Consider the following 21926-nt stretch of genomic DNA (forward strand, 5'->3'; position numbering starts at 1 on the left):
CATCCCAAACGCTCCGCGCCTGTCGCGCGGCGATTTGCCCGCCTCGCCCGATGGCGCTAACCACGCGTCATCCTCCGGGGGCTGACCACCCGGCGGCGGCGCGAGGAGCGGGCATTTGAGTTTCTACTGGGCCTGGATTGCCTTCCATTGGGTTTTCATCACGGTGACGCTGATCCTGTGCGTCGTCGCCTCGATGCCGACGCGCGCCTGGATGCGCCTTGGCGCCTGGGTGAAAGGCCGGCTGACCCAGCGCACCCAGTCCCGGCTGGACGCCGCCCTCGCCGCCGCGCCGCAGCCTTTCACCGCGCAGACCAGCTTTTTCGCCCGTGGCGGCGGGCTGGCGCTGGATGGCGGGCGGGGGTTGGTGTTTCTGGCCATGCCGGAGGGCAAGGTGCTGCGCAGCCTGGTGGTGCCGGCGGCGCGCGTGCAAGGCGGCACGGTGCGTACGCTGGTGGAGAACGGGTTTCAGCAGATCGTGCTGGAGCTGCAGGTGGCCGGCGAGGGCGTCTGGCGCCTGCCCTGCGCGGATATGACCCTGGCCAACGACATGCAAGCCGCCCTGGCCGGCTTTACCATGGCGGCGAAGCGCAGCGACCAGCCGGGCTGAGCCCATTGCGCCGCGTCGATCCGCGCGCATCTTGCGGCTTAAAGTCGTATGGTCTATAGGATGACCATATATCAAACGGGTTGCCGCCCCGCATCATGTTGGACGGCGCTCATACCATTATCGGGATGATGGGGGTATGTCCGCGCCGATGAATATTCTCTCCACCGACAATCCGCTGCCGCTCTACGCTCAACTCTCCGAATTATTGCGCCAGCGCATTCTGCGCGGCATCTTCAAGCCCGGCGACAGGCTGCCCTCGGCCGAGGAGCTGGCGAAGGAATTTTCCCTGGCCCGGGTGACGGTGCGCCAGGCGATCGAGCTGCTGCAGCGCGAAGGGCTGGTGGTGGCACGGCAAGGGCGCGGCACCTTCGTGCAGCGCAACCCGGCCGCCGAGACCAGGCTGAAAGTGCAGACCACGCTGCGCGACCTCGTCACCATGCTGAAGGGCGACGAGATCCAGCTGCTCAACATCTCCGAGGGCCAGGCGGCGCCGAACCTGACCGAGACGGACGGCAAGCCGGCCGCCAATTATGTGCATATGATGCGGGTGCATCTGCGCGAGGGCACGCCGTACTGCGTGATTTCCATCCATCTCGACGAGGCGATTTTCCGCCGCGCCCCGGAGCGGTTTCGCAGCGAGCTGATGATCCCGCTGCTCGCCGCCATGCCGGATATCGAGATCGCCCGCGCCCACCAGACCCTGACCATCGGCAGCGCCGATCCGGAGGCCGCCGCCTTGCTGAAATTGCGGGTGAATGCGCCGGTCGCGCATGTCCGCCGGGTTTTCGCGGCGCCGGATGGCACGGTGATCTATCTGGGCGAGGTGATCTATCGCGGCGATCTCGTGCAGCTGGAGATGGATCTGGTCTCGTGAGCGCAACGCCCCGCATCGCCGCGCTGCGGGCCTTCGTCTATCGCTGCCCGATCGAAACGCCGGTGACCACCTCCTTCGGGGTGATGTTTGACCGGCCGATGGTGGTCGTGGAGGTGGAGGATGAGGAGGGCGCCATCGGCTGGGGTGAGATCTGGTGCAATTTCCCCGCCATCGGCGCCGAGTATCGGGCGCGGATGGTGGAGCGGGTGCTGGCGCCGCTGGCGGTCGGCCAGGAGAGCGTGCCGGAGGCCGTCTTCGCGCATCTGAGCGCGCGGACCGCGGTGCTGGCGATCCAGTCCGGCGAGCCGGGGCCGATTGCCCAGGCCATCGCCGGGGTGGATATCGCGCTGTGGGATCTGCGGGCGCGGCGTGCCGGGCAGCCGCTCTGGCGGCTGCTGGGCGGCGGCGATCCGCGCCTTCCGGTCTATGCCAGCGGCATCAATCCGGACCAGGCGGTGGAGACGGCGCTGGCGCAGCGCCAGGCGGGCTTTACCGCCTTCAAGCTGAAGGTCGGGTTCGGCCAGGCGCGGGATCTGCGCAATCTGCGGGATCTGCGCGCCGCGCTGGGCGAGAGCGCGAAGCTGATGGTGGATGCCAACCAGGGCTGGAGCCTGGAGGAGGCGGCGCGGATGCTGCCGCATCTGGCCGGCTTCGGGCTGGGCTGGGTGGAGGAGCCGCTGCGCGCCGACCGGCCCTGGGCGGAGTGGCTGCGCCTGGCCGGGCTGGCCGGCATCCCCCTGGCGGCGGGGGAGAATCTGCTCGGGCAGGAGAGCTTCGCGGCCGCCCTCGCCTGCCGCGCCTTGCGGGTCATGCAGCCGGACATCGCCAAATGGGGCGGGTTTTCCGGTTGCCTGCCGGTGGCGCGCGCGGTGCTGGCGGCGGGGCTGATCTATTGCCCGCATTGGCTGGGCGGCGGGCTGGGGCTGCTGGCCTCGGCGCATCTGCTGGCGGCGGTGGGGGGTGAGGGAATGCTGGAGATCGATTCCAACTCGAATCCGTTGCGCGAGATGAGCTGCGGCCCGCTGGGGCGGATCACCGAGGGCCACGCCAGGCTGAGCGAGGCGCCGGGGCTGGGGATTGTCCCGGACCTGGCGGCGCTGGGCGCGTATCGGGTGGCGCACTGATTTATAAAGGTTTTTGGTGCCGCCTTTTCAAAAGAAACGGTCAGGACCAAAGCCGGACGCCCCCTGAAGGGGACGATCCGGCCTTGGTCACGAAGGGGCGTTTTTGTAAAAACGCCCCTTCAACCCCCAAAAACTTTTGCGACTTTTCAGATCGGGCGTTTCAGAGCTTCAGCACCACCCGGCCCTCGATGCCGCCCTGCTCCATCCGCTCGAAGATCTGGTTGATATTTTCCAGACTGTCCCAGGAGAAATGCGCCGCCACCTTGCCCTCGCCGGCGAACGCCAGCGCCTCTTCCAGATCCTGCCTGGTACCGACGATGGAGCCGCGCACGGTGATGCGTTTGAGCACCGTCTCGAAGATCGGCAGGCTGAAGCGCCCCGGCGGCAGCCCCACCAGCGCCATGGTGCCGTGGGCGCGCAACAGCCCGTAAGCCTGCTCGAACGCCACGGGCGAGACCGCGGTGACCAGCGCCCCGTGAACGCCGCCGCTGTTCCGCGTGAAGCTGGCCAGCGCCTGCGCATCGCGCGCATCCAGCGTCACATCCGCGCCGAGCTGCCGGGCCAGGGCCAGCTTGTCCGGATGGATATCCACCGCCGCCACATGCATGCCCATCGCCTTGGCATATTGCACGGCCATGTGGCCGAGCCCGCCGACGCCCGAGATCAGCACCCATTCGCCGGGCTTCACCTCGGTTTCCTTCAGCCCCTTATAGGTGGTCACCCCGGCGCAGAGCACCGGGGCCGCCGGGCCATCCTCCAGCCCGGCCGGAATCCGGCCGACATAATTCGGGTCCGCCAACGCGTATTCGGCGAAACTGCCATTCACCGAATAGCCGGAATTTTGCTGGTCGGCGCACAACGTCTCCCAGCCGGTGCGGCAATGCGGGCAATAGCCGCAGGCGCTGTGCAGCCAGGGAATGCCGACGCGATCGCCTTCCTTCACCCGCTTCACCCCGCGCCCGACCGCCGCCACCAGCCCCACCCCCTCATGGCCGGGGATGAAAGGCGGGCTCGGGCGCACCGGCCAGTCGCCCCGAGCGGCGTGCAGATCCGTATGGCACACCCCGGTTGCGGTCAGGCGCACCAGAATCTGCCCCTCCGCCGGGGTCGGCACCGGCCAGTCCTCGATCGTCAACGGTTTTGTGAAGTCCCGCACAATGGCGGCTTTCATCGTCTTCGCCACGCGCTCTCTCCTTTGCGGTTGCAGCGAACTTCACTGAATCCCTGCCCGCGCCGCGGCGCCATGACCCAGATCAAGTCCGGCTTTTCCACCCCTCCCGGCAAGCTCGTTCCTGAAGCGATATTGGCGCGTATCAAATTATTGGATAAATTCGATTACAGGTAGAATTGGGGCGGGTCTTGAGATAGCTTCCAACCCTACCGAGAAGGGCGAGAGGGCATTCGGCAAATGGGTTGTGAGCATGTAGAATTAATGCCGTGCCCCGGCCGCCAAACGCGTGTCTCGGTTCGCCTGACCCCATTGCGTGGGGCGCAACAGGCCTGGCACTGGACCGGTTGAGGCGATGCAGATTTCCCAGCCGACCATCCTGATCGTCGATGACAGCCCGACCAATCGCCGCATTTACGCCCGCCTGGCGCGCAATCTCGGGATGGAGGCGCATGTCCGCACCTTCGAGAACGCCCAGCAGGTGATCGACTGGCTGCCCGGCAACCAGGCGGATCTGCTGATCACCGACTATAAGATGCCCTTCATGACCGGCGACAAGCTGGTCGCGCATATACGCTCCTACGACCCCAACCTGCCGGTGATCGTCGTCACCGCCTATCACGACCGCAATTACCGCGTCGCCTGCCTGGAAGCCGGCGCGACGGACTTCCTGCTGAGCCCGGTCGACCATGTGGAATTCGTCACCCGCGCCCGCAACCTGTTGAAACTGCGCGCCCAGCAGCAGAACACCCTGCGCCGGGCGGAAATGCTGGAGCGGCGCCTCGCCGCCGGCGTGCCGATGCGCGAGGATTTCGCCATCGATAGCCGCGAGGCGCTGGCGCAGGTGATCGACAATGTGCCGGCGATGATCAGCGCCGCCGACCGGCATGGCAATTGCCTGTTCGTCAACGCCGCCCAGGCCGCCGCCGCCGGCGAGCTGCCGGGCGAGCTGGTCGGCCAGCCGGTGGATCTGCTGTTCGGCTGGGAGCGCGGCATTTCCAGCCGCCGGCTGGACAAGCTGGTGCTGGAAACCGGCCAGCCGCTGCCCGCCCGCGAGGAGGAGGTGATGACCGCCTCCGGCGACACGCTGGTTTACCTCACCAGCAAGGTACCGCTGCGCGATGCCAATGGCGTGGCGCGCGCGGTGCTGACCACCTCGGTCGACATCACCGAGCGGCGCAATGCCGAGAAGCGGCTGGAATATCTGGCCAATCACGACCCGCTGACCGGGCTGCCCAACCGCGCGCTGCTGCGCGACCGGATCCAGCGCGAATTCGCCCGCGGCCGCCGGGGGGACCAGCATTTCGCCCTGCATTTCATCGATCTCGACCGGTTCAAATCGATCAATGACAGCCAGGGCCACGCCATGGGCGACCGGCTGCTGCGGCGTATCGCCGAGATGCTGGTCGAGCTGATCGGCGAGGAGGATACGGTGGCGCGCATCGGCGGCGACGAGTTCGCGGTGCTGCAATCCAACATCGCCGGGCCGGAGGATACCGCGCGGCTGGCGGATTTGATCATTGCCCGGCTGAATGAGAGCGAGCACGCGCCGGAGGCGCTGAATGTGGGAGCGAGCATCGGCATCTCGATGGCGCCGCAGGACGCGCAGGACGCCGAGGCGCTGATGAAGAATGCCGACCAGGCGATGTATGCGGCGAAGCTGGCCGGCGGCAATATGTGGCGCGCCTTCGCCGCCGAGATGGGCACCAATTCCAGCCAGGTGGTCAATCTGGAGCGCGACCTGCTGAACGCCATCGCGCAGCGGGAATTCGTGCTGAACTACCAGCCGCAATTCGATCTGCGCACCGGCGCGCTGACCGGCGCGGAGGCGCTGCTGCGCTGGCGCCGGCCCGAGGCCGGGCTGGTGCCGCCGGGGCATTTCCTCAGCCTCGCCGAGGAAACCGGGCTGATCATGCCGATCAATGAATGGGTGATCCATGAGGCCTGCCGGCAGATCGGGGACTGGGCGCGCCAGGGCGTCACCGGCTTGCGGGTCGGCGTCAATCTCTCGCCGATCCAGTTCCGCCGCCGCGCCATCGCCAAGGTGGTTGCCGCCGCCCTGGCCGAGACCCGGATCGACCCGCGCACGCTCGATCTGGAACTGACCGAGGGCATTTTGCTGCGCGATGTCGACGACATCATCCCGCAGCTCAATGCCCTGCGCAGCCTGGGCGTGAGCCTGTCGCTGGATGATTTCGGCACCGGCTATTCCTCGCTCGCTTATATGCAGAAATTCCCGCTCGACCGGCTGAAGATCGACCGCTCCTTCATCCAGGGGCTGGCCGAGAACAAGAACGACCTCGCGATCGCGCGCACGATCATCGAGCTGGGGCATATCCTCAATCTGCGCGTCGTCGCCGAGGGGATCGAGACCAATGCCCAGCTCGCACTGCTGAAGGCCGAGGGCTGCGATGAGGGCCAGGGCTTCCTGCTCGGCCAGGCGCTGGCGCCGGATGTGTTCCTGAACGAGCTGGTCTGGCAGAAATCCCAGGCCTCCTTCCTCTGCGCGGCGCGGAGCGCGCGATGCGCTGCGCAGGCTGCTCGCCCCGCTGACCCAGCGCCTGCGCGGGCGCCCGGACAGCGAACATGAGATGAGCTTCAACCGGCTGGCGTTGACGGCCGTAATGCTGCTGATTTTCCTCGCTGATGGCCATGCCATGACAGGGAATAGCGAGCTTTGCGTCATGGCGCTGTACGCCGTGCTGACGCTCGGTGTGCTGGCGCATATTCTCTGGCGCCCCGACATCAATATTCCGCGACGGATCCTCGCCTTGCTACTGGATTGCGGCTTCCTCTCATGGGAGCTCTATCTCGGCGGTGAGAAGATGGCTCTGTTCTATCCGCTATATCTCTGGCTCATCTTCGGCAACGGCTTTCGTTTCGGGCAACGTTTCCTGCTCATCGCTGTGCCAATTGCGGTGCTCAGCTTTCTCACCGTTGTCCTCACCTCCGCGTTTTGGCGCAGCGTGCCGGAATTGTCGGCTGGCTTACTGGTCGGGCTGATTGTCCTCCCCGCCTATGCTGGCACCTTGATCCGGAAACTCTCCCAGGCAACCAAGGCGGCCGAGGAGGCGAGCAAGGCCAAGAGCATGTTCCTGGCCAGTGTCAGCCACGAGCTGCGCACGCCGCTGACCGCGATCATCGGCATGAACGAGCTGCTGCGCGCCAGCAGGCTCGATTCCGCCCAGGCGGAGATGGTCGAGACCGTCGGCGTCGCCAGCCATTCCTTGCAGACGCTGATCAACCAGCTGCTGGATTTCTCCCGCATCGAGGCGGGGCGGATGACCAGCACGGTGGAGGAGTTCGACCTGCTGGCGCTGCTCGTCGATGTGCGGCGCATCGTCGAGAGCCAGGTGCGGGAGAAATCCATCGCCTTCAACCTCCATGTCACCCCGCGCACCCCGGTGCGGATCAAGACCAGCCGGCTGCATCTGCAGGAAATCCTGATCAATCTCGTCGGCAACGCGGTGAAATTCACCTCCACCGGCGGCGTGGTGCTGGCGGTGGATACCCGCCCCGGTAGCGAGGGCGAGCTGATCCTGCAGGTCGAGGTCTCGGATACCGGTATCGGCATTCCCGTCGAGGCGCAGGCAAAGATTTTTGAGAGCTTCACCCAGGGCGATGCCTCAATTCTCAACCGGTTCGGCGGCACCGGGCTGGGTCTGGCCATCACCAAGCGGCTGGTCGGGCTGCTGGGCGGTGAAATCGCCGTGCAGAGCAAGCTTGGCGAGGGTAGCCAGTTCCGCTTTTTCATCAAGGCGCTGCGCGCCGAGCCGACAGAGGAAGTCTGGCAGGCGCCGCCTGGCAAGATCGGCCTGCGGGTGCGCAACCCGCTGAAGCGCGCGCTGATGCGTACCAACCTCGCCGCCATGGGCGCGGAGGTGGAGCTGGTCAATCCCGGCACCATCGTGCCGGCGGATGTGCGCATTCTGGTGGATTACAATAATGACGGCGAGCCGCCCTCCGCCCCGGTGAGCAGCCGCGGCGCCGCGCCGATGCTGATCCAGATCCAGCCCGTCGAGGGGCCGGGCCTGCCCGATCTTGCCACCCGCCAGCGCTGCACCACCTTGCTCTCTGACGATTTTTCCGACCAGGAATTGCAGCAGGCCTTGCTGATCGCCGGGCGCTTCTGCGGCGTCGCACAGCCGATCGCGACCAGCGGCGACCTGCCCGCCGCCGCGCCGCGCGCCCTGGAGGCCGAGCCCGAACCCGCACCGCTGCCGGTCTCGCTGATCCGCCGCAATGTGCTGCTGGTGGATGATAACCGGGTCAATCAGCGCGTCTTCACCCGCATTCTGGAAGCGGCCGGGCATAATGTGACGGTGGCCGATAACGGCAATCTGGCGGTGGATATTCTGGAGCGCGAGGATGAGCGCTTCGATATCGTGCTGATGGATTTCAACATGCCCGGGCTGGACGGGCTGGAAGCCACCAAGCTCTACCGGGTGATGGCGCTGGGCAAGGACCGCTTGCCGATTGTCGGGCTGACGGCGGATGCCTTTGCGCAGATGAGCGGCGAATGGCGCACTGCCGACATGGATGGCTGTCTGGTCAAGCCGGTGGCGCCGCAGGATCTGGTGGCGGCGGTGGAAAAGATGGCCCGCATGCGCGAGCCTTCATCGGTGATCGCCCGGCTGGAGGAATGGATCGAGCCGCCGGCGCCGGTGCTGGCCCGGCCGGCTCCCGAAGAGCCGCCTTTGGACGATGCGATCATCGCCAATCTGCGGCTGCTCGGCGATGCCCAGTTCCTCAACGAGCTGCTCTCGGATTTCCTCTCCGATGCGAAGGATCTGATCGATCTGCTCTCCGCCGATGCGGAAAGGGGCGATGGGCAGGAATTTCGCAACCATGCCCACGCGCTGCGCAGCTCGGCGGCGAATGTCGGCGCCAAGGCGCTGGGCAATCTCTGCACCCCCTGGGGCGGGTTGCGCGGCAGTGAGCTGAAGGCCCAGGCGGGCGCGTTCACCAGCCGCGCCCACGCTGAGTTGAAACGGACAAGACAAGCGGTGATGGCGCTTGGCACGATCCGCCGGGCGAATACGCAGTAACTGTTTCGCCCGGCATCATCCATGAGCGCTGCAATTATTCCGCGGCCATGACCATGGAGGTGGGCGCCTGCAGCGCCGCCAGACGGCGGTCCTGCGCGGCGCAGAGCTTGTCCATCTTGCGCAGATCCGCCTCGGTCAGGTTGATTGCGGCCTCGGCCCAGATATCGACGACATCGATCAGCTCTTCCAGCGTGATCGGGTTGACACGGCGGCGGGCGCGAATGGTTGCGAGATGCGCGTTGAACTTGCGGTTATGTTTGGCGATGTAGCCCTGCACACAATCCACGCCTTGACCATCCTCGGCCAGAACATCGACAACGCCCATCTCATACAGCTCTTCGGCGGTGTAGATGCGCCCCGAGAGGATCATTTCCTCCGCCTGCTTGCGGCTGACGCGGCGGCTCAGGAAGCTGTAGGCGCCCATGCCGGGGAACAGATTGAACAGGACTTCCGGCAGCCCCATCTTAGCGCTGCGCTCGGCAACGATGATGTCGCAGCAAAGCGCGTTCTCGAAACCACCGCCTAACGCATCGCCCTGCACGAGCGCCATGGTAATCACCGGCGCGTCAAAAGCCATATGATGACGATGCACGGCCTTCACCGCGACATGGCCGTAATGGCGCATCGCATCAAGATCGCTTTGGCGGATACGCTGGGCAAAATGCCCAAGATCACCACCAAGATTGTAGATGCCCTCAACGGCGGAGGCCATCACCATCCAGTTGAACGGGCTGTTTTCGCGGCGGGGCCCGCGCGGGAAGGAGGAAACGATCAAATCCTGCATTTCGCTGATATCCTGCATCAGCGCATGGGTATAAGACGGCCGACCGGTCGGCTTCATCATGCACCAAAAGGTGCTGGCCGGCGCATCAAGCTCAAGACGCAGATTATCAAACCGGCGATTGAGAAGGGTCTGCAGCGCCAGGCCCTGGAAATCCTCGTTCTGAGAGGAGGTGGCGCTGTCGTTCTGCAGGCGGGCGGTGGTGGCGAAATTGACAAAGTTCATCTCAACTCTCCGTAGGGTCCATAAAAAACCAACCGTGCGAAGCCCGAACTACGAGACTCCCTCTCCCGGCTGTGACCGCACTATGGACTGAAATTTTGAGTAGAGTTTAAAAAATTTTCCGATCTTTAAGTAGTTTTTATGGCGTGAAACGAAGTTTCGACGGGCATCATAGCTTTAGCGGAACAAACAGCCACCCTGAGATTATTGCAAAAACAACCCATTTCGGGCGCGGGCTGGAGTTGGAGACGCAAAACCGTGGAAAAATTTTCTAACTTATCAAAGCATTAAAAATGCACATAGCGGCCGTTTTCCCCCGCGCGGCCACCGCCGGGCGAACGCCGCGCCATGGAACGCGGCTGCCCCGGTCCGCCGCTAACGGCGATTCTGGCGCTTCACGCGGTTTTGGCACGGGCTGAGTCGCAAAAATCCGCACCAGCGCCATAAAATATTCACAGATGCCTCCCCGCCCGGCCGCGAAGCGGGCACAAAAAAGGGCGGCCGCAGCCGCCCTTTTCAGATGATCGGCGTCGGGCTCAGGCGACGCGGCGCACCGAGGCCAGCAGCCGGGCGCGGGTCGCGGCCGGAACCTGGCGGGCGGATTTCGCCCGCGGGTAGGGCAGCTCGGCGATCGCGGTCTCCGGCGCGCTGCGCTCATCCCAGTTATGGAAATGCATGCGCTCGATATTGTCGACGAAGCTTTCCGCCGCCACACCTTCGGCCAGCAGCAGCTCATGGCTCGCCAGCTCGACATGGTAGTAGGTGAACTGCGCCGCGACATCGTGCTCGCGGACGATGCTCTCGCCATTCACCAGCGCGCCGGCCTGGACCAGCACGCCATCGAGGAAGATCGCATGGTCGGGCGAGACGCAGAGGTCGCGCTTGGGCAGGTTCTCGCCCAGGGCGCCGGCCTTGATCCGCACCGGGTAGGAGCGAATGGGGTCGGCGAAGGCCTTGGCGACATGGCTCTGGCCCAGCCAGCGGATCGGCAGAGCGCGGCCATCCTGGGTCAGCACCAGGTCGCCCTCGCGCAGCGCCTCAACGGCAACCTCGCCGTCCGGCGTGGCAATGTTGGTGCCGGCGCAGAAGCAGAGGGTGATGACCAGCTGGCCGGAGGCGTCGCTCACCTTGAACCAGCTGGCGCTGTCGCCGGAGGTCAGGGAGAGCGCGATGGTCACCGCCGCGCCGTCGGTCAGGTCTTTCACCACCAGCGTGTTGTTGCTGTAGGTTTCGCTCAGCACATCGCTGCTGCTGTTCAGCCCGAAATTCGCGCTGGAGAGCGTGATCGCATCGGTGGTGCCGAAATTGGTCAGCGTGTTGTTCAGCACATGGTTGGTGACGTTGGCACCGGCGAAATCGACCGCGCTGCCGGCGCCATTGCCTTCCATGTTGATCGGCCCGGCGAGCGAACCCGCCGCGACGATGGTGCCGTGATCATAGATGGCGGCGACGTTGGAGCCGGAGGCAAGCGAGGCGGTTACACCGCTATCGACCGTCAGCGTGCCCGGACCGGTGATGGCCTTGCTGTCGCTGAAATTGGAGGCGATGGTGACCTGTGCGCCGCCGCCCAGCGAGATCGCCGCCGCATCATTGCCGCCCAGCACCAGCGTGCCGTTATCGGAGATCGCCCTCAGCGTGGTGTTGCCGGTCAGTGTCGCGGCCCCCGCGACCGCCAGCACGCCGGTGCCGATGAGCGAACCGGTATCGATGAAATTGGCGCCGGAGGCGACGGAAACCATGCCATTATCGGTCACCCCGCCGGAGGTGACGGAGGCGGTGTTGGCGGCGATGGTCACGGTCTCGTTGCCGGAGATCACGTCGCCAGGCGCGACGCCGCCGGAGAAGTTCGAGTAAAGCTCGAAATTCGAATTGGTGGCGCCGGTGAAGGTGAAGGCGGTGGTGACCGTCGGGGCCAGCTCGATGGTCACGCCATTGGCGCCGATCAGATCGACGAAGGAGCCGCTGGTCAGGGTGGTGCCGGCCACACCCGCCAGGGATACCGCGTTGGCGGAGACGGTTGCGCCGGAGCTGTTGGTGACGGCCTCGGTCAGCACGCCGCCGCTATAGCTCAGCGAAACGCCATCGCCGGTCGGGATGGCAACGCCGGAGACCACGACCTCGTCGGTGGTGCCGAAATTGGTCAGCACCGGGGCGGTGGTACCGGCATTGAAGACGACTTCGCTGCCCGCGCCATCACCTTCCATGTTGACCGGGCCGGAGAGCGAACCGGCGGCGACGATGGTGCCGTAATCATAGATCGCCGCGAAGCTTGAGCCGGAGGCGAGCGAGGCGGTCACACCCTTATCCACGGTCAGCGTACCGAGGCCGGTGATCGCCTTGCTGTCGCTGAAATTGGAGGCGATGGTCACCTGCGCGCCGGAAGCCAGCGAGATCGCCGCCGCGTCGGTGCCGCCGAGAACCAGCGTGCCGCTATCGGTGATCGCGCCCAGCGTGGTGTTGCCGGTCAGCGTCGCGGAACCCGCAACCGCCAGCGTGCCAGTGCCGCTCAGCGACCCGGAGTCGATGAATTTGGCACCGGAGGCGACGGAGATCACGCCGTTATCGGTCACGCCGCTGGAGGTGACGGACGCGGTGTTGGCCGCGATGGTCACGCTCTCCTTGGCGGAGAGCACATCGCCAGGGGCAACGCCGCCGGAGAAGTTGGAGTAAAGCTCGAAATTCGAATTGCTGGCGCCGGTGAAGGTGAAGGCGGTGGCGGCGCTCGGCGCGGTCTCGACCAGCTCGCCATTGGCGCTGGAGAGCACCACGAAAGAGGAGGTGGAGAGGCCGGTGCCGGAGATGGTCAGCTTGGTGCTGGCCACGGTGGCGCCGCTGCTGCTGGTCTCGGCGATTGTGAGCGCGCCGTTGGCGTAGCTGTAGGAGAGCCCCTCGCCGCTGGTCAGGGTGGGCAGCACGGAGGCGCCGAGATCGATCACATCATTGCCGGTGAAGCCGGAAATGGTACCGCCGAAGCCGGCGCTGTTGTCGTTGACGATCAGCTCGTTCGGGGAGCTGGCGGCGCCCAGCGTGCCAAAGACGACGCTCAGCGACCCGTCATTGCCGGCGGTGTTGTAGAGGCCGAAAGTGGCGCCGTTCTGGATGGTGATGGTGCCGGCGCCGGAGATCGACTCGTGGCTGTTCAGCTGGGTGCCGGGGCCGCTGACGACCATGGTGCTGGCCGCGGTGACGGTGCCGTTGGCGCCGACCAGAGTGTTGGTGCCGCTGGAAATGCTGCTGGGCGCGGCGGAGATATACTCGGCCCCGGCGCTGTTGGTGCCGATCACCACCGGGCTCGCCAGGCTGCCGGCCAGGGTCAGGGTGGTCGCGGTGCCGCCATTATTCGTGGTCAACAGCGTGTTGCCGCCGGCGCTGGCGAAGGTGATGTTGGAGGCGCTGGTGAAACCGTCGATCTCCAGCGTGTCACCTGAGGTGAAGCCGGCGATGGTGCCGCTATTCAGCGTGCCCTGGGCGACGGAGAGGGTGTTGCCGCTGCCGGAGAAGGTCACTTCCTCCTGCGTGGCGAAGCCCGCGGAGAGGGTGGCGTTGCCGCCATTTTCGATGACGATATAGCCATCGATGGTGGTGGAGGAGACGGCGGTGTTGGCGCCGTCCAGCACAGTGGCCTCGATGTTCAATTGGCCGCCATTATCGACGACCCAGCCGGCATTGTAGAAATTCGAGACGGTGACGGTCTGCCCGGCCATGGTCCCGGCGGTGATGTCGATGAGACCCGAGCCGCTGACCGAGATCAGGCCGTAATTGATCAGGCCGTGCAGCGCCTGGGCATTGCCGCCGATGGTGTTGGCAATGGTCAGCGTATCGCCGTTGGCGGCGTCGATCAGGCCGAAATTCTCGTTGATCGTCTCGACGGTCAGCGTGTCGGTGCCGACCGCGTAGACCGACATATGCGAATCATAGCGCGGCGTGGAGGAGCGCGCGCCATGCAGGCCGGTCATCGTGTAACCGGCGGCGGTGGTGCCGCTATTGTCGTAGAAAACGCCCAGCGCCTCGCCGCCGATGGTCAGATTGGCGCCGCTGGTCAGAGTGATGCTCTCGCCCGCGACCTGGTCCTCTTGCAGAACCGTGTAGGTGGAACCGTTGGTGACCACGGTCTGGTCCACCTCGATCGGGTTGGCGCCGTTATCCGTGGGGGCCAGGTAGGGCTGGGTGCTGTTGGTGCCGGAAATGACGATGGACTGGTTACCGGTCGCGGAAGAGGCCGGAGCATAACCGCTCCAGTTGTAGTCGTTGTACCAGTTGCCCGAGTATGACCCATTCCACGTGTCAGACATTCCCACCACTCCAAAAAAGCCAGCCCGGACGGCCCCGGCGCGCGCGAAAGTTAAATTTGAGCCACCTAAAACACCTAAAGACGAGTAAAAAAAGGCGTATCGACCAAAATTATCTACAAATTTCCGTGAGATGTGGTTAAAAAACGTATGTTACGTTTCTTTTTTTATACTACCCATTGTTAAAAGGGCTGACATTGCAGCATTCCGGCGGCGCTCCCGGGCCGGATGGCGCGTCTCACCTGGCGGCATTTTTTGCGGCCCTCGAAATTATTTTAACCGCGTGATGGGTCGATCAGACGCTTCGATGCATTGTTGAAACAAGCGAATCGCCGCCTGTTTGTCGCCGTCCCTGAGGACGGCGCCCGCAACCGCGCGGCGGCGGGCGAAGCCCCACGGTTGACCGATGAACAGCTAAGAGGCTGTTTGAAAAGCCACTCTGGCGGCCGCCAAGCGGCGATTTGCTGCGCTCCGGTGCTCGCAAATCACCACTTGACGACTCACCATAGCGACTTTTGAAACAGCCTCTGATACCGACCGGGCTGAAGAGGAAGCGGCTGAAGCGCCCCTTACCCCGCCCAGGCCACCCGCCGCGCGCGGGCGCCAGCCGGCTCAGCCGCGCAGGATTTCCGCCATGGCGCTGAGCAGCCGGTCGGCCTCGGCCGGGCCGAAGACCAGAGGCGGGCGGATTTTCAGCACATTCGCATCCGGCCCGGTGGCGCTGATCAGGATGCGCCGGTCGCGCAGCCCGTTGACGATCTTCGCCGCCATTTCCGCCGAGGGCGCGCCGGTCCGCGCATCGCGCAGCGCCAGCCCGATAAACAGCCCCGCCCCGCGCACCTCGCCGATTTCACCATGGCGGGCGCCGAGGCCGCGCAAACCCTCCATCAGTAGCGCGCCGGTGGTGCGGGCATTCTCGATCAGCCCGTCCCGCTCGATCACATCCAGCACCGCCATGCCCACCGCGCAGGAGACCGGGTTGCCGCCGAAAGTGTTGAAATAGCGCATCGCCTGGCCGAATGCGTCGGCCAAAGCCGGTTTCGCAAACAGCCCGGCCATCGGGTGGCCATTGCCCATCGGCTTGCCGCAGGTGACGATGTCCGGCACCACGCCATGCCGCGCGAAGCCCCACATGCCATGGCCGGTGCGCCCGAAGCCCGCCTGCACCTCATCGGCGATGAACAGCGCCCCCGCGGCGCGGGTGGCCGCCACCGCCGCTTCCAGGAAGCCCGGCGGGTCGGCATAGACGCCATCGGAGGAGAAGATCGTATCGACGATCAGCGCCGCCGGGCGGATGCCGTGGCGGGTGAGATCCGCGAAGGCGGCGGCGACATCGGCGGCGAAGCGCGGACCGGGATTTTCCCCGGAAGGTGCGGGCACGGTGCGCACATGCGCGCCCAGCGGCGAGGCCTTGCCGAGCGAGGGCGAAAACGCCGCCACCGCCTCGGTGACACCATGATAGGCCAGTTCGGTGACGACGATGCCGGTGCCGCCGGTGGCGTGGCGGGCGATGCGCAGCGCCAGATCATTCGCCTCGCTGCCGGTGCAGGTGAACATTGCCCGGCCGATCCCGGCGGGCAGCGTGGCAAGCAGCCGCTCGGCATAGGTGAGGATGGTCTCGTGCAGATAGCGCGTATGGGTGTTCAGCGTGGAGGCCTGGGCGGTGAGTGCGGCCACCACATGCGGATGGCAATGCCCGACCGAGGCGACATTATTATAGACATCCAGATACTCATTCCCTTCCGCGTCCCAGAGGCTGCAGCCCAGGCCGCGCACCGGATGCACCGGGGTGCGGTAGAACAGCCGGTAGGCCGCCCCCAGCACCGCCTGGCGGCGGGCGACCAGAGCCGCATCGCCGGCCGGCAGCAACGCGGCATCCCGCGCCGAGAAGGCGTTGACCATGCCGGCATTGGGGCCTGAGGCGGAGGGCGGAGCGTCGGTCATTGGAGGGTCCTCGGGTTACGGGGCGAAAAGCAGCTTCGTGGCCTCGTCCCCCGCCGCGTCCAGGCGGGCGAGGGCACGCGCGGCGCTGGGGGCGTTGCGCAGAATATAGCCGGACCGGTCCGGGTTGCGGGCGGCGCGCCAATTGGCAATCGTCAAGGTCAGTGCCGCCCGCGCGCCGATCAGCGCCGGGAGGATCTGTTGCTCCAGCGGCGTCAAGGTCAATATTGCGCTATAGGCCCGCACGCAGGCCGGGGCATGGCCCAGCGCGTCCTCGCCGCGCGGCACCAGATAGGCCAACGCCACCGCCAGATCCTGCACCAAAGGCGCAAGCAGCATATCCCCGAAATCGATCACCCCGAGCCGGCCGCCTGCATCGCGCATGATGTTGTAGGGGTTGAAATCATTATGCACGATCTGCTGGCGCAGCGTACCCAGATGCGGCAGCGCCGCCGCGCGGTAGCGGGCCAGAGCCCGCCGCGCCAGCGCCAGGTGCGCGGGGTCGGCGATCATCTCCATCATCCCGGTATAATCCGGCAGGCGCCGATGGTCCCAGAGCAAATTGCGCTGGGCGGCCGGGTGGGTGAAGCCGGCCAGGCCGCGATCGAGACCGGCCAGCATGCCGCCAATGGCCGCCGCATCCGCCGCGTTCAGCGCCTCGCCGCCGATCTGCGCGCCGGCGACATAGGAGACAACCAGCATGACATGCGCCGCCCCTTGATCGTCGCGGATGCGGGGAAACACCTCCCCCGTCAGCGTCCGGCGCACGCGCGCGGTGCCCAGATCCGGCGCGGTGACGGCGAGATGGTCGAGGGCCGCCACCTGCAGCGCCAGAACCTCCGGCGGCTCGGCGATATTGGCGATTTTCACCACCCACTCCCGCCCACGCGCGGTCTCCAGCCCAAAGGTGAGGTCTTTCTCGCTGGGCAGCCGCGTCAGCGTGCCGTGCAGCCCGTATTCACGCGCCAGAAACGCCAGGATCGGCGGCAAAGCGATGCAAGGCGGCGGAGTTTCCAGAAGGTCGAGCGCGGCTTGGTGGGACATGGTCTCGTACAGCTATGAGGGGTGACTGCAAGACGAGACTTCCCCCTTGTACAGTGCCAGAGCGGGGTAAAGCGGCCAGCCAGAGGGATCAATAGACATCGCGCAGATAGCGCTTTTCGGCCGCCAGCCGGTCCAGATAGGCAGACGCCGCATCGGCCTCCAGAGCGCCGTGCGCGGCGATGATCTGGCCGAGGGCCGCATGCACATCCTTGGCCATGCGCCCGGCATCGCCGCAGATATAGAGGCACGCCCCCTCCTGCAGCCAGGCCCATAGATGCGCCCCCTCCTCGCGCAGCCGGTCCTGAACATAGATTTTCCGCCCCTGGTCGCGCGAGAAGGCGGTGGAGAGGCGATGCAGAGACCCGGCCTGCGCCAGCCCCTGCAGCTCTTCGCGGTAATAGAAATCGCAAGCGGCGCGCTGCTCGCCGAAGACCAGCCAGTTGCGGCCGCGCGCGCCTCTTACCTGGCGCTCCTGCAGGAAGCCGCGAAACGGGGCGATGCCGGTGCCGGGGCCGATCATGATGATCGGCACATCGTCCGCCGGCAGGCGGAAATGCGGGTTGGGCTGGATGAAGAGCGCCGCCTCCCGCGCCCGGTCCGCCAGGAAGCGCGAGCAGAGCCCGCCGCTTTGCCGCCCGGCGGCCTCATAGCGCAGGATATTCACGGTCAGATGCACCTGATCCGGATGCGCGGCGAGGCTGGAGGCGATCGAGTAGAGCCGGGGGGTGAGCGGCTTGAGCAGCCCCAGCCATTCCTCCTTGCTGGCCTTCACCGGATGCGCGGCCAGCAGATCGCGCAGCTGCCAGCCTTTGTGCCAGGGCAAGGCCGGGTCCGGCGCCGGGCCGGTGGCCAGGGCCGGGGCGCGGGCAGCGCAGAATGCCAGGATCGCCGGGGTGAGGCGGGAGATGTCGCGCCCGGCCAGCTGTTCGGGCGCCAGCCCGGTGAGGCGCGCCAGCTCCTCCAGCGCCAGCGGGTCGTTTTCCGGCCAGACACCGAGCGCATCGCCGGGCTGATAGGCAATGCCGGCACCGGCGAGGTCGAAGATGATCTGCCTTGTGTCCTTCTGCGACCCGGCCTGGTTGAGGCGGTGATTGCCGATCAGCCGGGCACGGTACGGGGTGGCGCGGGTGACGCCGGACAAGGCGGGCGCGGCGGGGGCAGCGCTGGCCCCCAGCGCCGGCAGCGCGGCATCGATCCAGGCTTGCGCCGCCGCCTCTTCGCCCGGCTCGCAATTGCGCCGGGGCAGCAGGGCGCTGGCCCCCAGCGCCTGCAGCCGCGCCTCCAGCGCCGCCGCGAAGCCGCAGAAGCGCGTATAGGCGGAATCACCGAAGCCGAGAATGCCAAAGCGCAGCCCTTCCAGCCGGGGCGCGTCCTTCGCCGCCAGCGCCTGCCAGAAGCGGGCGGCATTGTCCGGCGCCTCGCCATCGCCGAAACTGGCGGCGAAGAGCAGCACGGTGCCGGCGAGGGTTGCGGGGCTGGCCTCGTTCATCGGCCGGGCGATGAGGCCCAGGCGCTGCGCCGCCGCCTGCGCCTGGGCCGCCGCGGTGCCGGTTTGCGAGGCATAGAGAATGCTGACCGCCGCTCCCGCCGGCGCCTGGGACGGCCGCCCGGCCAGCGTCTCTGGCAGCTCCACCGCCTGCCTCACCGCCGCGACAGCTTCCAGCGCCACCGCGCAGATCTTGAATTCCGGCTGCAGCGAGGCGGCGTCCACCGCCGGGCTGGTGAGCTGGTTGACCGCCAGATCATCCCCGAACACGTCGTTCCAATGGAAGGGCGCGAAGAGCTGGCCCGGCTGCACACGCGGGCTGAGCAAGGCCGGCAGCACGGCGCGGCCGCGGCGGGAGCGCAGCGCCAGGCTGTCGCCTTCCCGCAGCCCCAGCGCGGCGGCATCCCGCGCATGGATTTCGACGAACGGGCCGGGATTAAGCTTGTTCAAGGCCGGGACTTTCCCGGTCTTGGTCAGGGTGTGCCATTGATGCTGCACCCGGCCGGTATTGAGGATGAAGGGAAATGCCGCGTCCGGCAGCTCCGCCGGGGGCAAGCAGGGGCGCGGATGGAAGATCGCGCGGCCGGAGGCGGTGGGGAAAAAGGGCTCACCGCGTTCCATATAGCGCACCGGATTGCGGGGGCCGGATTGCGGGCCGACCGGCCATTGCAGCGGGGTATCCGCCAGCCGGGCATGGCTGGCGCCGGAGATGTCATAGCCGGTTTGCGGATTGGAGAAACGCTTGATCTCCTCGAAAATCTCCGCCGCATTGGCATAGGCGAAGCCGGGATAGCCCATCGCGGTGGCCACCTGCGCGATCCAGCGCCAATCCGCCATCGCCGCGCCGGGCGGGGGCACGGCCTGGGGGGCGAGGGTCATGTTGCGCTCGGAATTCACCATCACCCCGTCCGCCTCGGCCCAGAGCGCGCCGGGGAGGAGGATATCCGCGTACGGGGCGGTTTCGGTGTCCAGGAAGGCATCCTGGACGATCACCAGTTCGGCTGCTTTCAGCCCTTCGATGGTGCGCCCGCGCGCCGGCATGCTGGCGACGGGGTTGGTGCAGATGATCCAGCAGGCCTTGATCTCGCCTTGCGCCATCGAATCGAACATCGCCACCGCGCCGCTGGCCGGGGCATCGCGCAGGCTGCCGGCGGGAATGTTCCAGATGGTTTCGGTGAAGGCGCGGTCGGCCGGGCTCTGGGTGCTGCGCTGGCCGGGCAGGCCGGGGCCCATATAACCCATCTCGCGCCCGCCCATGGCGTTGGGCTGGCCGGTGAGGGAGAACGGCCCGGCGCCTGGCTGGCAGATGGCGCCCAGCGCCAGATGCAGATTGCACAGCGCATTGCTGTTCCAGGTGCCGCGCACGCTCTGGTTCAGCCCCATCGTCCACAGGCTGACGAATTTCTTGCTGCGCCCGATCCAGGCCGCCGCCTGGGTGATATCCGCCGCATCCAGCCCGGTAATGTCCGCCACCCGCGCCAGCCCGTAATCGGCCAGCAACGGCAGCATCGCCTCCCAGCCTTCGGTATGCGCGGCGATGAAGGCCGGGTCGGTCTGGCCGGCCTCGTGCAGCAGACGCAGCAGGCCGTTGATGAGGGCGATATCCGTGCCGGGCTTGAGCTGCAGGAACAGATCCGCCTTCTCCGCCGTGGCGCTGCGGCGCGGATCGACGACGATCAGCTTGGCCCCCTGCTTCACCCGGTCCAGCAGGCGCAGGAACAGGATCGGGTGGCAATCGGCCATGTTGGCGCCGATGACCAGAAATATATCGGCCTCGTCGAGATCATCATAAGAACCGGGCGGGGCGTCGGCGCCCAGAGACTGTTTGTAGCCGGTGGCGGCGCTGGCCATGCAGAGGCGGGAATTGGCCTCGATATGGCGGGTGCGGATGAAGCCTTTCGCCAGCTTGTTGGTGAGATATTGCGCCTCCAGCGACATCTGGCCGGAGATATGGAAGCTGATCGCATCCGGGCCGTGCGCGTCCCGTATGGCGCGCAGCCGGGCGGCGGTTTGCGCCACGGCGGCGGAAGCGGGCAGAGGCTGCTGCCCATCGGCGCGGGCCGGGCGGATATAGGCGCTGGCCAGCCGCCCCTGCTCCAACGGCAGATGGCAGCTTTGCCCCTTGGTGCAGAGCCGGCCGCGATTGGCGGGGTGGGATTTGTCCCCGCTGACCTTGGTGATGCGCCCCTGCTCCACCTGCATCACGATGCCGCACCCCACCCCGCAATAGGGGCAGACGGATTTGACCTGCTCTGCCACGCCAGCCCTCAGACGCAGGCGGCCAGAGCCAGGCGCGCCGGCACGCGGCCGGCCATTGCCTCACCGATCAGGATCAGCACCGGCCCCTCCCCCGCCTGGGCGCGCAGCAGCGCCGGCAGCGTGGCGATGCTGGCGGCGAGCAGGCGTTCATCCGGACGGGAGACGTTTTCGATGGCCAAGGCCGGGGTGGCGGGGTCCAGCCCTGCCTCCAGCAGATGCGCCGCGAAGCCGCCCAGAGTTTGCGCGCCCATATAGAGGGCGAGCGTGCCGCCGCGCTGCGCCAGCCCCGCGAAATCATGCGCCGGGATATCGCCATAAGCGGTGTGGCCGGCGACGAAATGCACCGCGCGCGAGACCATGCGCTGGGTCAGCGAGCGTTTCAGCGTGGCGGCGGCGGCCAGGGCGGCGGTGATGCCGGGGATGATCTCATATTCGATGCCGGCTGCCTCCAGCGCGTCCATCTCCTCGGTGGCGCGGCCGAAGATCATCGGGTCGCCGCCTTTCAGGCGCAGCACGATGCCGGGGGTGGCCCGCGCCTCGCGCACCAGCAGGGCGCAGATTTCCGCCTGGGTGGCGGAATGGCGAAAGCAGCGTTTGCCGACATCGATCCGCCGCGCCTGCGGGTTGGCCAGCGCCAGGATCTCCTCGCTGACCAATGAATCATGCAGCACCACGCTGGCGGTTTGCAGCAGGCGCAGGGTTTTCACGGTGAGCAGGTCCGGATCGCCCGGCCCTGCCCCGGCCAGCACCACCCGGCTCATGGCGCCACCGCCAGCAGGATGCGCCCGGCTTCCAGCTTCACCTGGAAGCGGCTGGTGCAGCCAGTATCCGGCCCCTGCGCCGCACCGGTTTCCAGCGAAATCACCCAGCCATGCAGCGGGCAGGTGACGGAGGTACCGTGCACGATGCCCTGGCTGAGCGGCCCCTGCTTGTGCGGGCATTGGTCGCGCAAGGCGAAGACGCGGTCGTCATTGGTGCGGAAGATCGCGATGTCGCCGAAGGCGGTTTTCACGCAGCGCGCGCCCAGGCGCGGAATCTCGGTGAGCGCGCCGACATCGGTGAAGAGAGGGATGTTCATATCCA

The 21926-nt window shown here is 66.5% G+C and carries 13 protein-coding genes; 5 read left to right on the forward strand and 8 right to left on the reverse strand.

The annotated features are described in order from the left end of the window. The first annotated feature begins 115 nt into the window (after window positions 1-115). The 3 genes from ACZ46S_RS08810 (at window position 116) to ACZ46S_RS08820 (ending at window position 2605) form a co-directional block, all read left to right on the forward strand. Window positions 116-607 (forward strand): hypothetical protein, encoded by a 492-nt coding sequence (locus ACZ46S_RS08810; protein WP_464064198.1) that lies wholly within the window; start codon window positions 116-118, stop codon window positions 605-607. A 136-nt stretch (window positions 608-743) separates the two neighbouring features. Beyond that, window positions 744-1481 carry a GntR family transcriptional regulator gene (locus tag ACZ46S_RS08815; RefSeq protein WP_464064199.1) on the forward strand — a complete coding sequence of 246 codons (738 nt, stop codon included), beginning with the start codon at window positions 744-746 and terminating at the stop codon, window positions 1479-1481. Beyond that, window positions 1478-2605, forward strand: a complete 1128-nt coding sequence (locus ACZ46S_RS08820; RefSeq protein WP_464064200.1) for a mandelate racemase/muconate lactonizing enzyme family protein — start codon at window positions 1478-1480, stop codon at window positions 2603-2605. Before ACZ46S_RS08815 ends, ACZ46S_RS08820 begins: the two co-directional genes overlap by 4 nt. A 160-nt stretch (window positions 2606-2765) precedes the next feature. Here ACZ46S_RS08820 and adhP read toward each other — a convergent pair whose 3' ends face one another. Then, window positions 2766-3788: an alcohol dehydrogenase AdhP gene (gene adhP / locus ACZ46S_RS08825; protein WP_464064201.1), complete on the reverse strand. Its 1023-nt coding sequence runs from the start codon at window positions 3786-3788 to the stop codon at window positions 2766-2768. A gap of 340 nt (window positions 3789-4128) precedes the next feature. Between adhP and ACZ46S_RS08830 the strand changes: the two genes are divergently transcribed. Both ACZ46S_RS08830 and ACZ46S_RS08835 read left to right on the forward strand, forming a co-directional pair. Continuing rightward, on the forward strand, window positions 4129-6363 hold the full coding sequence (locus ACZ46S_RS08830; RefSeq protein WP_464064202.1) for a GGDEF/EAL domain-containing response regulator: 2235 nt from the start codon (window positions 4129-4131) through the stop codon (window positions 6361-6363). A 94-nt stretch (window positions 6364-6457) separates the two neighbouring features. Continuing rightward, window positions 6458-8821 carry an ATP-binding protein gene (locus tag ACZ46S_RS08835; RefSeq protein ID WP_464064203.1) on the forward strand — a complete coding sequence of 788 codons (2364 nt, stop codon included), beginning with the start codon at window positions 6458-6460 and terminating at the stop codon, window positions 8819-8821. 34 nt (window positions 8822-8855) lie between these two features. Here ACZ46S_RS08835 and ACZ46S_RS08840 read toward each other — a convergent pair whose 3' ends face one another. From ACZ46S_RS08840 to nirD, 7 genes are all read right to left on the reverse strand, one after another. Beyond that, entirely contained in the window at window positions 8856-9827 is a 972-nt protein-coding gene (locus tag ACZ46S_RS08840) for a crotonase/enoyl-CoA hydratase family protein (protein WP_464064204.1), read from the reverse strand. A gap of 533 nt (window positions 9828-10360) precedes the next feature. Next, window positions 10361-14116, reverse strand: a complete 3756-nt coding sequence (locus tag ACZ46S_RS08845) for a Hint domain-containing protein (protein ID WP_464064205.1) — start codon at window positions 14114-14116, stop codon at window positions 10361-10363. 609 nt (window positions 14117-14725) lie between these two features. Next, on the reverse strand, window positions 14726-16057 hold the full coding sequence (locus ACZ46S_RS08850) for an aspartate aminotransferase family protein (protein WP_464064206.1): 1332 nt from the start codon (window positions 16055-16057) through the stop codon (window positions 14726-14728). Between the two features lie 15 nt (window positions 16058-16072). After that, entirely contained in the window at window positions 16073-17098 is a 1026-nt protein-coding gene (locus tag ACZ46S_RS08855) for a phosphotransferase (protein ID WP_464064207.1), read from the reverse strand. Window positions 17099-17186: 88 nt separating this feature from the next. Then, a complete protein-coding gene (locus tag ACZ46S_RS08860) occupies window positions 17187-20843 on the reverse strand; it encodes a molybdopterin-dependent oxidoreductase (protein WP_464064208.1) in 3657 nt (1218 codons plus the stop codon). Window positions 20844-20851: 8 nt separating this feature from the next. Next, the gene (gene cobA / locus ACZ46S_RS08865) at window positions 20852-21604 is read right to left on the reverse strand and encodes a uroporphyrinogen-III C-methyltransferase (RefSeq protein WP_464064209.1); all 753 of its coding nucleotides are present in this window, start codon (window positions 21602-21604) and stop codon (window positions 20852-20854) included. Beyond that, on the reverse strand, window positions 21601-21921 hold the full coding sequence (nirD, locus tag ACZ46S_RS08870) for a nitrite reductase small subunit NirD (protein ID WP_464064210.1): 321 nt from the start codon (window positions 21919-21921) through the stop codon (window positions 21601-21603). The genes cobA and nirD overlap by 4 nt, the downstream gene beginning before the upstream one ends. Between the last annotated feature and the right edge of the window lie 5 nt (window positions 21922-21926).

The sequence above is a fragment of the Acidocella aluminiidurans genome (assembly GCF_055383125.1).

What these genes read in the sequence shown, in the direction of transcription:
- ACZ46S_RS08830 (WP_464064202.1), top strand. Translation starts at nt 4,129, where the DNA reads ATGCAGATTTCCCAGCCGACCATCCTGATCGTCGATGACAGCCCGACC.
- ACZ46S_RS08855 (WP_464064207.1), bottom strand. Translation starts at nt 17,098, where the DNA reads ATGTCCCACCAAGCCGCGCTCGACCTTCTGGAAACTCCGCCGCCTTGC.
- nirD (WP_464064210.1), bottom strand. Translation starts at nt 21,921, where the DNA reads ATGAACATCCCTCTCTTCACCGATGTCGGCGCGCTCACCGAGATTCCG.
- cobA (WP_464064209.1), bottom strand. Translation starts at nt 21,604, where the DNA reads ATGAGCCGGGTGGTGCTGGCCGGGGCAGGGCCGGGCGATCCGGACCTG.
- ACZ46S_RS08845 (WP_464064205.1), bottom strand. Translation starts at nt 14,116, where the DNA reads ATGTCTGACACGTGGAATGGGTCATACTCGGGCAACTGGTACAACGAC.
- ACZ46S_RS08840 (WP_464064204.1), bottom strand. Translation starts at nt 9,827, where the DNA reads ATGAACTTTGTCAATTTCGCCACCACCGCCCGCCTGCAGAACGACAGC.
- ACZ46S_RS08815 (WP_464064199.1), top strand. Translation starts at nt 744, where the DNA reads ATGTCCGCGCCGATGAATATTCTCTCCACCGACAATCCGCTGCCGCTC.
- ACZ46S_RS08835 (WP_464064203.1), top strand. Translation starts at nt 6,458, where the DNA reads ATGGCGCTGTACGCCGTGCTGACGCTCGGTGTGCTGGCGCATATTCTC.
- ACZ46S_RS08850 (WP_464064206.1), bottom strand. Translation starts at nt 16,057, where the DNA reads ATGACCGACGCTCCGCCCTCCGCCTCAGGCCCCAATGCCGGCATGGTC.